Source organism: Streptomyces sp. NPDC053069 (assembly GCF_044546895.1).
Classification (GTDB): Bacteria; Actinomycetota; Actinomycetes; order Streptomycetales; family Streptomycetaceae; genus Streptomyces.
On record NZ_JBITZN010000014.1, the window covers coordinates 189,456 to 204,028 of the forward strand.

Below are 14,573 nucleotides of genomic sequence, written 5' to 3' on the forward strand. Positions count from 1 at the left end.
GCGCGTTTTGATCACCGGCAAGCCATGTACCGCTTCACTTGTAGGCGGCGACAAAACGTGCGGGTTCGGCTAGCACTGCTGTTGCGGCTGTCAGGTCCGCCAGTCGGGCTGACAGCGTCGCCTCCGCCAGGCGTGGCGGCAGCGCATCCCCGAACTTCAGCCCTCGCACCGCCCGTTCGTCAACAGCGGGAAGGCAGAGCCGGTCCGGAGCCTCGCTCAGGGCGTTCTTCCAGGTCGGCGGCGTAAGGTCTTCGCGCAGGCGGATCCAATGGTCGTTGGTGCGCTGAGCCGGTACGGCGATCCCCTCCAGCGTGGCGGCCAGCGTCGCGTTCGCCCGGTGGCCTGCCCAGGTCCACCAGCGGAGTTGTCCCGATTCGTCGCGCACGATCAACGTACCGCCCGGGTGGACCTTCTCCAGGAAGACCTCACGCGCCTCCTTGAGCGCCGTGGTGGCACGTTGGGTCAGGGCGACGGGCGGATCCGTGCCGAGCAGCACCTCGCGCACGGCGCGGGTGACCTCGAAGGAGGTGCCCTGCCCGAAGCCCGTGCCGCTCCACTTGGCCTTTCCTCCGCCGTCGGCCGGCTCGACGAAGCAGCGTTTACGGCGCCAGTCGATGTAGGTGACCTGCCAGCTGCGGCCGGCGAGGAGGAGTCTGCGGGCGCCGGCGACTTTCTCGGTGAGCAGGGCGGGGTCGGTGCGGCCGATCTCGGTGCGGCCGTGGAGGACGGTGAACTGCGGGGGTGCGGTGAAGACGGCGGTGAGGTTCATGAAGTGGCGGTGGCCGAAGCGCCGTTCGGCTTCGGGCCCGATGAACAGCATGCCGCCGTCCTGATCGAGGTATCCCTCCTCGACCAGGTGGCGGACGATCGGCTCGGCCGGTCCTCCGAACGGTCCGAAGCCGTTCCACCACTCTTGCCAGAGCCGGTCTCCGACGCGGTGTTCCTGGAGGCAGAGGGCGAGCAGTTGCTGGGCGACGATGTGCCGGGGTTCGGGCGGCGCGGTGACCGGTTCGACCCAGCCTCGTGACCACTGGAGCAACAGTCCTGCGGCGGCAAGGAGTCCGCCCTGGTCGAGGGTGAGGAAGAGGCAGTTGCGGGTCGTGCCGGGGCGGCGTCCGGTGCGGCCTAGGCGCTGCAGGAAGGAGGCAACCGAGATGGGCGCGTCGATCTGGATGACCCGGTCCAGGTCGCCCACATCGATGCCCAGTTCGAGCGTGCTGGTGGCGATGATTACGCAGTCGCGGGCCTCGGCGAACGCGGTCTCCGCGCGCCTGCGTTCGTCGAGGGAGAGGGAGGCGTGCGAGAGGAACGCGGTCACGCCCTTGGCCCGCAGCTTAGCGCCCAACTCCTCGACCAAGCGCCGCGATTCGCAGAAGACGAGCCGCTTCTCGCCCCGGTGGAGGGCGCTGATGACGGTGGCCGCATTGTCGAGCGAACCGACGTAGTCGAGCTGGATGTCACCGGGTGGTACGGAAGCCGGTGTCGGCTGTGCCCCGGCCAGGTGGGGCGCGACCACGCGTCCGGGGCGCCGACCTGCCCCGGATCCCTGGAGCCAGGTGAGCAGGGCTTCGGGGTTGCCGACGGTCGCGGAGAGGCCGACGCGCTGCAGGGAGCGGCCCACGACGCGTTGCAGGCGCTCCAGTACGGCGAGCAGGTGCCAGCCGCGGTCGTCTCCGGCGAAGGCGTGGACCTCGTCGACGACCACGGCCCGCAGGCCGGAGAAGAAGGACGCGTGGTCGACGTTGACGCTGACCAGCATGGCTTCCAGCGATTCTGGAGTGGTGAGGAGCACGTCGGGCCGGGACGCGAGGATGCGCCGCCGAGCGCCGGCCGGTGTGTCGCCGTGCCACAGGGCCGCGGTCCGGCCGAGCCAGGCGGTGTAGGTCTCCACGCGCGGCAGCAGGTTGTTCAGCAGCGCCTTGAGCGGACACACGTACAGCACCGATGTGCCGGACCAGCCCTGAGCGTGCATCCGGGACAGCAGCGGGAAGCAGGCGGCTTCGGTCTTGCCGCCGGCCGTCGGGGCCAGCAGCAGCGCGTCGTCTCCCCCCGTGAGCGGGGCGACGGCGGCCTTCTGGAGCGGACGCAGGTCCTTCCAGCCCAGGGTGTTGACGATGTGGTGGATCAGCGCCGGTTCCAGGCCGTCGGGGGTGGTCACGGCAGGTCCAGCTCGACGTCATCCGCCCGGTCGGCGGCTGCGTTGCGTTCGGTGTCCGTCAACTCGCCCGCCGAAACGGTGAGCTGGTAGTGCTTGCGCGGGTCGAAGTCCTCGAAATCGTCGACGCGGTCGAGGACGTCGGCGACGAGCTTGCGGAGGAAGACGCGGGGGGCGATGCCGACGTTGCCGCCCAGACCTCCTGTGACGGCGGTGGCGAGTTCGCCGACGTAGGCGTCGTCGACCCGGGCGGTGACCCGCTCGGGGTGGCGGGCCGCACCCCGGTAGAGATCCCGCACCCTCCGGCCGAGTTCCCCCAGGCGCGGCAGATCGAAGCCGGGCAGCCGGAGCTGGACGGCGCGGGGCGAGTCGAAGCGGGCGTCTGTGGTGAAGTCGGTGGCGAGCCGCTGGGCCAGGGGCGGGAGCCGCTGGACGCCCTGCTGGCCGTCGTAGAACGCCGGGGTCCCGGTAATGACGAGGAAGAGGCCGGGGAAGCGTCCGGCGTCGATCTCGTCGAGGAGCTGGCGCAGTGCGTTGAGGCCCTTCTCCCGGACGTCGCCGCGGACGCGTTGCAGGGTCTCCGTCTCGTCGAGGACGAGGAGCAGCCCCGGGTGGCCGCAGTCGCGCAACACAGTCAGCAGACCTTGGAGGAAGCCGAGCGCGGCGAAGTGATCCAGGTCTCCGCGTACTCCGGCGGCCCGGCGGGCGGAGGCCGCCACGGACTTCTGGCCGCCGAGCCAGGCGATCAGGGCTTCCGCGGTGGCGCCGTCCCCGTCGGTGACGGCACTGCGGTAGCCGCGCAGGGCGGCGGCGAACGCGGGGGTGGTGCGGGCGACGTCGGCGAGCCGGCGTTCCATCAGCGTGTCCACGGCCGCTGCGAGGGCCACGTCGTCGTCCTCGTCGATCTCCGAGCCGTCGAGGACCTCCTCCTCCAGGGTGTAGAACCACGAGTCGACGACGGCCCTCAGTGCGCTGGGCTGGTGGGTGGCGGTGGCCAGGCGTTCAGTGAGCCGGCGGTAGACGGTCTCCAGTCGGTGCAGCGGTGTCTCGGTCTCGGAGATCTGCACCTCTGCCGTGGCGAGTCCGGCGCGTTTGGCCCGCTCGGCCAGCCAGCGGGCGAAGAAGGTCTTGCCGGAGCCGTAGTCGCCGCGGACGGCGTGGAAGGAAGCACCGCCGCGGGTGACGGTGGCCAGGTCGTCGTCCAGAGCGGCTTCGAACCGGTCCAGTCCAACCGCGAACAGGTCGAGCCCGGACTGCGGGACGGTGCCGCGCCGCAGGGCGTCGATGACCTCGCGGCGCCGGACCGCGCTCACGGAGGCGAGGTCGGTCATGCCTTCTCCTCCCCCGGCTGTCCTTCTTCCTCCGTCTCCAGGGCGTTCTGCTTCGGCAGAAACTGCTCGCGCAGGAGCGGCACGTCGAGCTTGACCGCGTGCCCGCCGTCGATGAACCCGAGGACGGGGTACCCCTCGACGTTCAGCAGCCGCTGCACCGTGGCGACGAAGCCCTCGATGTTGCGGCGGACCCGCCCGGTCGCGGAGATCGCCGCGGCGAGAGCGGCCGGGGACATCGTCCCACCCGCCGAGACGAGCGCGTCGACGACTGCGGCCACCACCTTCGCCTCGGGCGCCTTGCGGACGTACTCCTTCTGGGCCGCGTATACCTCGCTGCTCACCACCGTGGAGCCGAGCGACTCCGTCACCGGCGGTGCGGCCTCCGCCCGGGCGGACGGTCGCGCGTCGACGGTCGGCGCGCTTCCGGCGCTTCCGGCGGGTTCGGCGGGTTCGGCAGGTCGTGCGGGGGAGGGCGTCACCGGATGACCGGCGGGCACGGCGGCGGGCTGCGGGACCTCCCGGGTGACGTGCGTCCGCCACCAGCCCGGCGTGGACAGCTCGCGCGGCAGCGGCACCCAGTCCTTCGGGGCCTCCTCCCCGGGGGGCAGCAGGACGAGCACCGGGACGGTGACTTCGGCCAGGGAGGCTCCGCCGTGGTATCCGGCCCGCCGCCCGGTATAGCGGATGTCCTCGCGCCACGGCAGGATCACTGCGCCCCCGCCCTCTCTCACTCTCGGGCCGTCGACGGCGATCTCACTCTCCCCCGCCGCGTCACCAGTGCGCCAGCGGGCGGACTCCGCTCCGTCGGCCGCTGCCGTCGGGGCGTCGGCGCGGCTGCGGCGCTCCAGGACGTGGCCGTGGTCGGAGACCAGGACGACTGGGCGGCCGTAGCTGCGGGCGGCGGCGAGAAGTTCGCGCAGGTGTGTGACGTCGGCGAGGGACCAGGTGGTGCCGCGGCCCTGCCGACCGTTGTCCAGTGCCTCGTCGATGGTGTTGAGGACCACGCCGACCACAGCGTCGGAGGCGAGAGCGGTCATGAGGTCGTGGGAGAGCGCGTGGCCCGCCTCGCCGCCGATGGCGGCCTTGTGGAAGAGGACCGCGGTCCTGCGCCGCCGTTTCCAGAAGGCGGTGAAGCCGCTCGTCTCGGTCGACTGGCCGCCGTCGGCCGCCTCGCCCGCCAGCAGGGAGGCACGGCTGACGCGGGTGACGGAGGGCAGCATGGAGACGGCGGCGAGCCGCGCCGGGACCTGTCCGGGCTCCGGGCGAGGCACGATCTCGCGCCAGCCGTCGCGTTCGGCCTCCTCGCCGAGCTGGGCGGCGACCGCGCTGCTCATGCCGTCGAGGACGAGGACGAGCGGGGCGGCCTGACCGGTCAGCGGGCGTACGACGGTGTCCAGCACGTTCTCGACGACGAGGCAGCCGTCGGGGTGCTGGGCGGTGGCGTACGCGGCCCAGACGGCGAGCCGCCGGGCGAACTCCTGGTCGAGGCGCTGCCTGCGCTCACGTGCCTGCTCGTAGAGGGCGCGCAGGTCCCGGCCGGTCTCCAGATCGCCGCCGGGGTCGCCCGCCCACAGGACGGTGAGCGCCCGGTCCACCCAGCCCCAGTCGGAGACGTGCGCCCGTACGGCCGCAGCCACGCTGGTGACGGCGGGCTCGGAGCCGCTGAGCCAGCGCGACACCCGTACGGCCGTCTCGGCGGCCTGGACCTGGTCGGCGCGGAGGCCGGCCAGGGCGTGACCGAGCAGGTCGGCCAGCGCGGCCTCCCCGGCGGCCGGGGAACGGCGTGCCTCCGCGACGGTGCGGCGCAGTTGCGCGGTGAAGCTGGAGGGAAGGAAGCGGCTGGCGGTGAGTCCGGGGGTCAGGCCCGCCTTGTCGGCCAGTCCGTCGGCCCTCTCCAGTACGGCGTCGACGCGCAGGCGGGCGTCCTGGCTGGTGCGGGCGTCGGCGATCCAGCGGGTGAGGGTTCCCTCCACGGCGTCGGTGAACACGGCGAGTTCCGACCGCCGGGGCATGACCTGCCCGAACAGTCCGCCGAGTGCGAGCACGGTGTCGGGCTGGGCGGCGGGGTCCCGCAGTGCGGCGCCGAGCAGTCCGAGCGGCAGGGCGTCGTGGCCGAGTCCGGCCTCGGCGAGGGACAGCAGGACGGGGACGGCCGGTCCGGCGACCTCCGCGAGCCACTTCTTCAGTTCCGCGCGCTCGGTGGCGCCCAGTTCGGCGAACCGCCTGGGTCCGACGGGCGTGCGCGACCAGGCGAGCAGCGTGTCGGCGTCGAGGGTGACCTGCCCGTCCTGGCCCGAGGAGCCGTGAACCGCGCGTAGGCCGAGCCGTTCGGCGGTCAGGGCGCCCAGGGCCGCGTCCCGGGTCAGCACTCCGCCGATGCGCGGCCAGCCGCCTTCGGCGGGCTCCGCCTCCACCAGGGCTTCCAGCAGCCACCGTTCGCGGTACATGCGCGGGTCCAGGGCGGTGGCGCCGAAGCGCTGGAGGACGACCTCGGCGTTCTCGACGGTGAGGGTCTTGCGCCGTACGGCCCTGCCGCGCACGTCCCAGCCGAGCTGCTCGTCGTCGACCCCTGTGGTCACCACAAGCACGTCGGAGGGAGCGGCCGCGCTCCTGTGCTCGTGCAGGGCGGCGACGACACCGAGGACGGAGGCTTCGTCCCGCACGTGGACGCGCCGCGCCTCGCCGTCCAGGGTGACGGTGAACCGGGGCGGGGCGCCGGGCGCGTACCGGCCGTGAACGAGCACGAGGCTGCGCTCGCGCAGGTCCTCGGCGTTCGCGGCGAGCAGGGCCTCGACGGTACGGCGGCCCACCCGGGGCAGGGCCGGGGCCATCAGCCGGCGGTCCCTTCGCCGCCCGGTTCCGCCGCGGTCCCGGCGGAACCGTCGGACCCGGACCCGGTGTCGGTGTCGGTGACCGGCTGCCAGGAGAGCTGGATGCGGGTGCCGGGGTGGTCGGCGAGGTAGGCGCGGATCTCGGCGTCGATCTCGGCGACCGTGGTGGCCAGCGACACCTCCAGCCGGGTGGGTTCGATGAGGTGGACGGCGCGCCGGCGACCGGACTGCGTCGGGACGGCAGCCTCGGCACCGCCCCCGCCGCGGGAGGCGTCGTCCGGCGTGGAGGGCCGGCCCGGTGCGGGCGTCGAGGGGACGGGAGGCGTGCCGTGGTCGGTGAGGCTAACGTCCTCGATGGTCGGCCCCGGCGCGACGGGCGTGACCGGGGCTGCGGGCGGAGTGACCGGCTGGGCGGGCTGCGCGAGGCGGGTGGCCTCGCGCATCAGGGCCATGACGGTGTCCGGGAGCCGGTCAAGGACGGGCACCAGCGAGACGGTCTGCTCGTGCTCGCGGGCGGTGCGCCGCACCTCGTCCAGGAACCGGCTCGCCCGCCCGCCGAGGCCATCCTGGCGTACGGCGAGGGTGCGGCGCACGTCCTCCAGCAGGGACCACTGGGTGCCACGCAGCGCGGCGGCGACCTCGGGGGCGTGCCGCAGGGCGCCCGCGATCTCCTCGTCGGTCACGTCGTACGCGGCGGCGGCCAACTCCCGCACGCAGGCGGCCGGTTCGGTGGTGCGCAGCAGGCGGGCGACGAGGTCGGCGGCGGCCTTGGTGGACTTCAGGCGGGGCGCGTCGGCGCCGGTCAGCCCGAGGTGGTGGGCGTGCTCCGTGAGCAGGGTGCGCACCTCGCCGAGGGCCACGCGGTGCTCCTCCGCGACCGCGCGCACGCCTTCGGCGAGCCGGGCGACGTTGCGGGCGAACAGGACCCGGGAGACGGTCCTGCCGAAGATCGTCCCGGCGCGGCCGAGCGCGGTGTGGAACTCGTCCTCGGTGGGCAGTTCCACGGCCATCAGCCCGTATCCGGGGCCGATCCGCTCCAGCTCCGGTGCCTTGGGCAGCGGCGAGGTCTGGTAGACCCAGGTGCGGTCGTCCAGCAGGGCGTACGTGGCGATGATCAGGTTGCTGACGTGGCGGTCGAGGCCGGTGTAGCCGAGCTCCTCGATCCAGTCGCGGATTTCCTCCACGGACAGGTCCGGGCCGGCGTCGGGGGTCTCGGCTGCCTTCTTGTTGATGCGCAGGCGCCAGTCGGTCGTGACGTTCAGCGGCCCGTCGTGGACCTCGCCGAGCTGGAGGGCGTGCACGATCCGGCGGACGACGGGGAGGTGCTGGCTGTCGACCACGACGCGCCGGGAGCCGTCCTCCATCGCCCTCGTGATCCATTCGAGGGCGGTCTTCAGCTCGCGGGTGGTGACGGCCTTGCGGGTGAGGCGCGGGTCGAAGTCGGGGTGCTTGGGGTGGCGGGCACTCAGGAGCCCGTCGGCGAGCAGGAAGAGGTTCTCCTCGAAGCCGACCGCCGGTTCGGGCCGGGTGCGGGTGAAGCCCGGCTGGAGCGAGATCAGGTGTTCGCCGTCGCGGACCTCGGCGCCCGCGGTGCCCGGGTCGGCCTTATTGATGCCGTACAGCTGCAGCAGCGCGTCGGTGAGCTGGGTGGTCAGGCTGTCGCGGGACGCCTTGAGCTGGTTTCGGATCTGGACGCGCTCCTCGGCGGGGCGGGTCGCCGTGTGGTCGTCGAGCCGGTCGCGCTCCAGCAGATAGTTGATCTTCAGCAGGCGGCCGAGGTTGCGGGCCTTCTGCTCGGACAGGAAGTGCGGCAGCCAGACGATCGTCGGCGCCGTCTTCCCGGCGCGCTTCAGCCGCTCCACCCGCTGCGCATCGTCCATCGGCGAGTGGTCGTGGCTGTCGAAGGGGTAGTCGAAGACGAAGCGGATGTTGCCCTCGGTCTGCGGCTCGAACTCGGCGTCGGGCAGATGGGGGTCGCGGACGTTACCGAACACGAACTCGACGGTGCGCTTGGTGCCGCGCCAGACGACGGTCCGCTCGCACACGAACGACTGCGTGTCGGGGATGCCCAGCGCGGCCCACAGCTGGTCCTTGATCCACTGGCGGCGGTAGCCGTCCTGGTCGGCGACGCCCTGCACCTCCTCCAGCAGCGGCTCCACGTCCAGGTCGGACAGGTGCAGGTGGAAGACGGGGTCGGCGGGGTCGCCCTCGCTGCGCAGCTCGCCGTCGAACCCCTCGGCCTGGAGCGCCTGGAGACGCTGGACGGCGACGGCACCCGCGTCACCCACCCGGGTCCTGATCGTGCCGTGGTTCAGCGCGGCGAGCCGGCCGCCGGTGAGCCGGGTCAGGGCGGGAACGTTGGGGGCGAGGGAGGCCAGCAGCAGCGTCTTGACGAGCCGGTCGTCGGTCCGGAACCGCTTGTCGTCCTCGGAGCCGTACTTGTTCAGCAGGTGCTCACGGACGCGGGCGTGGAAGCGGTGGGCGATCTCCGACTCCTTGCGGAGCTTCGCGGTGAACGCCTCACCGGTCCGCGCGGCGATCACGTCCCACAGGTCGCCTATCGGGATGAGCTGGCCGAGCCGCAGGTCGTCGCGGTGCCGCCGCAGCAGCTCCTGCACCAGCTTCAGACCGGTTCGCTCGCGCTGGAGCGCGCCGGAGAGGTCCACCAGCACGTTCAGCAGCGCCGGGGACAGCGGGTACAGGGTACGGAAGTCGTCCCAGCTCGCCTCCGTGCGCCCCTGCGCGTCGAGCAGCACCTGCCGCACCTCGTCTCGCGACGACTCCACGAGCTTGAACGCGTCGTCGCGCGCTTGCTCCATGCCGGGACGGGGGGCGAGCACGCGGTGCTTGATGATCTCGACGAGGTTGCTGTCCTCCAGCTCCACGACGTCGATCCGGCCGGCGAGGTAGTCGACCTGCTGTTCCAGGTTCTGCACGTCGGCGCCGGCCACGTCGGAGCCGATCAGCTGGGACAGGTCGCGCTGGCGGGAGATGAAGGACACGATCGGCACGGGCCGGCCACTGTCGGCGGACTCGATCAGCTTGACCAGCCGCTGCACCTGGTCGCGGACGAAGTCCTGGTCGCCCATGTGCGCCTGGAGCCACAGGATCAGCTCGTCGAGGAAGAGGACGACACCGTCGTAGCCCAGCGACTTCGCGTGGCGGGAGACGACCTTCAGACCATTCTCCAGCGGGATGAAGGACTGCGCGTCGCCGCGCGCGGCCTGCGCGTACGCCCCCATCGGCCCGGTCAGCAGTGCCGACACCAGCCGCTCCCGCTCCTCGCTGCCGGGCGGCGCGGCGAAGGCCCGGTCCAGCTCGGCACCGCTCCAGCCGCCCGCGCCGGACAGGCCGGCTCCGCCGTCGATGCCCGGCAGGTCGTCCTCGTCGTCCGCGCCGGACGCCCCGCCCGCGCCGGGAGCGGTGGCCGCCACCCCGGCGCCGAGCCACTGCCGGAACTTGTCGTCGTCGCCCAGGAACTCCCGCTGCCTGCGCGCGTCGGCGAGCAGCGCGTCCGACCGGTAGACGGCCGGGGTCGGCGCCTGCGGGTGCAGCTCCCGCACGGTGTGGACGTACCCGCCGAGCAGCGCCGAGTCGAGGTCGGTTGATCCGACCAGGTGGTACGGGATCATCAGGAACCGGCTGCCGCCCAGCCAGTCCCGGTGGTCGGCGACGACCTCCTTCAGTCCCGGCTTGTTCAGGGCACCCTCGTGGCCGTTCAGCACGGCGTGCAGCACGGTCAGGAAGTGGCTCTTACCGGCACCGAACGAGCCGTGCAGGTACGCGGCGTGCGAGTCGCCCGTGCGGACGGCCTTCGCGACGATACCGAGCGACGTGCGGAAGGCTCGCTGCAGCTGCTCGGTGACGACGTACTCCGCCACCCGCTCGTCGGCCTCGTGGAAGCCCTGGGAGAGGTCGACCTTGAAATCGCCCGCGTGGACGTCCTCCTTGATGTCGATGACATCGCGGAGGAACAGCTCTGTGGTCGACATCAGGCGATCATTCCCTCACTGTGCTGGCGGCCGGCCCGGACAGCGCCCCCCTCTGGCGTTGGCGCGACGTCCATCTTGCCAGGTGGGTAGGACAGCCGGGGAGAGAGATCGTGACGCCTCCGGAAGGCGGTGTCACGGTGAGTGACCGCCTGGAGGTGGACCGCCGGGGCGCTCAGCGGGGTGTCCGCCGCGGGCCCCTCCACCGAGGTCCCCCTCCGCCCACACCGTCTTGCCCGGCCCGGTGCACTCGCTCACTCCCCAACGGGAGGCCAGCGCCTCGACCAGTAACAGGCCCCGGCCCCCGTCGGCGTCGGTGGCCGCCGGGGTCAGGCACACGGGCAGGGCGGGATGCATGTCGGACACCTCGACGCGTACGAGCGCGGCGGCGGGCCGGTGGACCAGGGAGGAGAGCAGGGCGGCTCTCCCCCTCGCCCCGCTCTACGCGTCGCCCAACTCCGGCTGTTCGGTCGTCTCCCGACGCTGTACGGCCTTCCGCCCCCGCATCTTCCGTACCGGACGCCATTCCTTCATCTGCGCCTCGCTCACGCCGTGCATGCGCAGGTAGCGCTGGAACTCCGCCTCCAGGTCCTCGGCCGGCGAGCCCTCCCACTCGTCGTCGTAGGCGCTGCACCACTGGCGTACCCACGGCATGACCTCATGTAGTCCGGCGAGTAGTGGTACGAGCCGCTCGGCGCCCCATGCGTCGCTCTTCACCCGTGTGTCGATGAGCTGCGTGAGGGCCAGCGCCTGGTCCTTGTGGTCCCAGCCAGCCCAGCCGAGCATCAGCGTGGAGTCGCTGTCGGGGCCCGCCTCCGGGTAGGAGATGAACCGTTCCTTGGGGACATCGAGCTTGCCCCGGTGGGTCCAGTAAGACTGCTTGACGAAGTCGGAGGACTTGTACCGGGTCGGCGGGTCGATGTCGAGCCGCATGCCCGCACGGTCCTCCTCGCGCTGCTTCTCCCAGACCTTCTCCCACTCGCGGCGCGTGCGCAGGCCGGAGTCCTTGTAGCGCATCGCGGCGAGGTACGGCACATGCTCGTCGGCGATGATCTCGGTGAGGACCTGCGGGAGGGGGAGATCCGGCTTCTTCAGGTGGTCGGCGGCGAAGAGCGCGGCGACGGACGTGAAGTCGGCGTCCGAACCGAGCTGGTCAGCAAGGTTGTTGACGGTCAGCGTCCGGGGGCGGCGCAGCCCATCACTTACCTCGAACCACAACGCCTCGTCCTCACAGCGGTCCAGCAGCCAGTTCCGCAGCGCGGCGCGTTCCTTCTTCTCCCACGGGTCGGTCGCCCAGCGGCGCTTGCACTCCGGGCGCTCGATGAGGGCGATGTCCTTGCGGCTGGTGATGAGGTCGATACGGGCCTGGACGATCTCGCGGTACCAGTCCGGCCAGTGGGCGGGGATCTCGGTGACGGGGGTCGAGCCGTGGCGCGTGAACCAGGCGGTCTCCGCTTCCCCGGCCTCGACCTTCCTCGCGAGGAGGATCTCGAAGGCGCGCTCGCCGAGTTTGACCTCGGGGATGGTCTCGGGGTCGGGCGACGGGGTCACGGTCCGGGCGACCTCGCGGTCGCTGAGCAGCCCGTAGAGACCGTAGACCTGCCAGTCCAGGTCCTCTTGAAGGGCGATCATGCGGCGGCGGGCCTTGGCATGTTCGGCTTTCGCGTCATCGAGCGCCTGCCGTTGCGGCACGCCCTTGGCGCACACCGCCGACGGCTCCAGCTTGGCGAGCTTCTGCGCCTGGGCGTCGAGGACGCGACCGAGGTGGAGCGGGAGCTTGGCCGGGAGGGGGAACTCTTGCAACTTGGTGCCGGTGAACTCGTAGCGCTCCTCCCACTCCTCGTCCTGAAGCCCCCGGCCAAGGCCGCTGCCGCCCTTGCCCTGACTAACCTGCTTCAGCCAGAAGCAAGCCGCCGAAGAATTGAGCACCCCCAACAGCTCCAGGTGCTCGTCCTCCCCGGCCCCCTCGGGCAGCTTGATCACGGGTGCGGACTGCTTGAACACCTTCCCGCCCCGGTCCAGCACGAAGTGGTTGTGCGTCGCCACGAACGCGAACGCGATGCCCAAAGGCACCGAGTAGCGTTCCGGATGCCAGCGGCTCCACTCGTACCAGGTCAGCCCGATCTCCTCGTGCGTGCCGCCGGGCTCGCGGCGCAGCCTGAGCATGCTGCGCTGTGGCCACAGCAGCCGCTCGGAGGCCGGGTCGGAAAGGCTGGCGGAGAGGTCGCGACCGTACGGGAACAGCGCCTCGGTCTCGGGTTCGAGGTCCCAGTCCCGGATGACGGTGCCCTCCACCAACGGCACCACCCGGCTCGCTGCCACTCCATGCCTGGTCCAGGTGCCGGGTGGAGCGAAGTATGCCTCGTCCGCGCCCGTGTGCGTGGTGCGCCCGATCAGCTTCACCCGCGAGCCCAGCAGTTCCGCTCCCGCAGCCGTGAGCTGACCGAACACGGCAGAGGCGCCGCCGCCGCTCAGCGACCAGGGTGCCTCAGCGAAGTGGGTGCGGTCGAAGTCCGCCACCGAGACCCAGTCCGTCTCGCTGCCCGGCCGGTCGACGTACCTGACGATTTCTTGCCAGACCTGCCCTTGGGCAGCGTTCTCCGGCTGCTCCGGCTCACCCCGTACGCCCAGCACCGCCCGGATGGTCCGGCTGCCGCTGGGCACACGGTTGCGCCCCACCAAAATGACCGTGGGAGTTCCGTGCCCGGGGATATAGGCACCCGAGGTGTCGATGACGTGCGACAGCTCGATCTCGTTCCGGAAGACCTCCTCGATCAGGTTGCGTCCGAACTCCCGCTTCATGAACGAGTTGGCAGTGATCTGACCGACGAATCCACCGCCTCCGTCCCGCCCGCCCGGCCCCTTCACCGCAAGCTCGAACATGCGCTGCGCGAACGGCACCGACAAGGCGAAGAGGCCCACACAGGCGTCGTAGACCTTCTTATAGTTCTCCTTCTCCTGCTTGTCCTTCACCGTGATGTACGGCGGGTTCCCCACCACCACGTGATACGACCCGCGCCCCAGAAGGTCCACCCGCTTCGCGTACTCCCACACGTCCTCCGTGGCGTACGCGTACGTCTCTCCTTCCTCGCGCCCCACGGCCGCCTCCGCGAACAGCGTGTCCAGGTCGGTCTGGATGCCCGCCGCGTCCCGGCCGTGCAGCAGGGAGTCGCCCACGGCCACGTTGATGGGGAACGGCGGCGCTTCCGCCAACCGCCGCGTGCCCGCAGCCCGCATCGCGGCGACCAGGAGGCGGAAGCGGGCAATGCTCGCGGCGAAGGGGTTCTTGTCGCATCCGTGGACGGACTCCAGCACGCGGCGGACCAGCGTCCAGTCGTCCGTGCCCGGTTCCGCCTGGCGCCACTTGTCCAGCAGGCGGTGGAAGATGCCGAGCAGGAAGTGGCCGGAGCCGCACGCCGGGTCGATGGTGCGCAGGCCGCGGCGTTCGCGGCCGTCGGGGCCGGTCCAGACCGGGTTGAGGCCGAAGCCCTGGCCGTCGTCCGCGACTGCCGGTTCCAGGGTCAGGTCGAGGATGAACTCCTCGACGAACTCCGGGGTTTGCAGCAGCGCGTACGTCTTGCGGGCGTGCTCGCTGAGGTCCTGGTAGAGGTCGCCGAGGAAGCGGGTGTCCCACTCGGGGTCGGTGAAGTCGTAGCGGATCTCACCGTCCGCGCCCCAGCGGCGCCAGAACATCAGCAGTTCCGTCGCCGTCTCGTAGCCGGGGGTCAGACCCCACAGCGGGTTGTGCCGCTCGTCGAAGAGGCCGGCGGCGGTCTCGTTGGTGCTCGCCAGGTGGCGGAACGCCTCGATGAGCCAGTCGCGGTTGTTGTGCTGCGGGTAGGTGCGGAAGTGCGCCTCGTGGCGGGCCTCCGCCTCGGCGAGGCGTTCACCGGGGCCGGCGAGGTACGGCTCGTCGATCAGGCCGTTGTCCTCGCAGAAGCGGACGAAGACGCAGCCCAGCACCCACGCCACGGCGGCCTGCGTGACGCGCTCGTCGCGCCAGGCCGGGTAGGACAGGGCGGTGCGCCGGGCCTCCTTGGCCTCGCGCCACTCGCGGTCCAGGCGGGTGCGGAACTCCTCCTCGGACTCGCTGCGGTCCCGCAGGTCGTCCTCCAGGTCGACGACCAGCTTCTTCAGGTCCTTGAGCAGGGCCGCCCTGTCCGTGCCCGTAGTCGTCACCGTCACTCTTCGCTTCCTTCTCCCTGCACCGCGTCAGCGCCCCACCGCGTCAGCCGCGGACCGGACCTCCCATCCTGCCGCACCCGTG

General features: G+C 71.6%; 5 protein-coding genes. All 5 read right to left on the bottom strand.

Annotated features, from left to right (window positions below; genetic code table 11):
* Positions 1-34 precede the first annotated feature (34 nt).
* On the bottom strand, positions 35-2,158 hold the full coding sequence (locus ACIGXP_RS29565) for a DEAD/DEAH box helicase (RefSeq protein WP_399773404.1): 2,124 nt from the start codon (positions 2,156-2,158) through the stop codon (positions 35-37).
* On the bottom strand, positions 2,155-3,486 hold the full coding sequence (brxD, locus tag ACIGXP_RS29570) for a BREX system ATP-binding protein BrxD (RefSeq protein ID WP_276096850.1): 1,332 nt from the start codon (positions 3,484-3,486) through the stop codon (positions 2,155-2,157). Before brxD ends, ACIGXP_RS29565 begins: the two co-directional genes overlap by 4 nt.
* The gene (pglZ, locus tag ACIGXP_RS29575; protein ID WP_399773409.1) at positions 3,483-6,317 is read right to left on the bottom strand and encodes a BREX-2 system phosphatase PglZ; all 2,835 of its coding nucleotides are present in this window, start codon (positions 6,315-6,317) and stop codon (positions 3,483-3,485) included. The genes brxD and pglZ overlap by 4 nt, the downstream gene beginning before the upstream one ends.
* Positions 6,317-10,309, bottom strand: coding sequence for a PglY protein (locus tag ACIGXP_RS29580; RefSeq protein ID WP_399773412.1), 3,993 nt, complete (start codon positions 10,307-10,309; stop codon positions 6,317-6,319). Before ACIGXP_RS29580 ends, pglZ begins: the two co-directional genes overlap by 1 nt.
* A 438-nt stretch (positions 10,310-10,747) precedes the next feature.
* Complete coding sequence (gene pglX / locus ACIGXP_RS29585; protein ID WP_399773415.1) at positions 10,748-14,491, bottom strand: BREX-2 system adenine-specific DNA-methyltransferase PglX; 3,744 nt, start codon at positions 14,489-14,491, stop codon at positions 10,748-10,750.
* Positions 14,492-14,573: the final 82 nt, after the last annotated feature.

Coding starts and splice junctions, on each gene's coding strand:
- brxD (WP_276096850.1), bottom strand. CDS start 3,486: ATGACCGACCTCGCCTCCGTGAGCGCGGTCCGGCGCCGCGAGGTCATC.
- pglZ (WP_399773409.1), bottom strand. CDS start 6,317: ATGGCCCCGGCCCTGCCCCGGGTGGGCCGCCGTACCGTCGAGGCCCTG.
- ACIGXP_RS29580 (WP_399773412.1), bottom strand. CDS start 10,309: ATGTCGACCACAGAGCTGTTCCTCCGCGATGTCATCGACATCAAGGAG.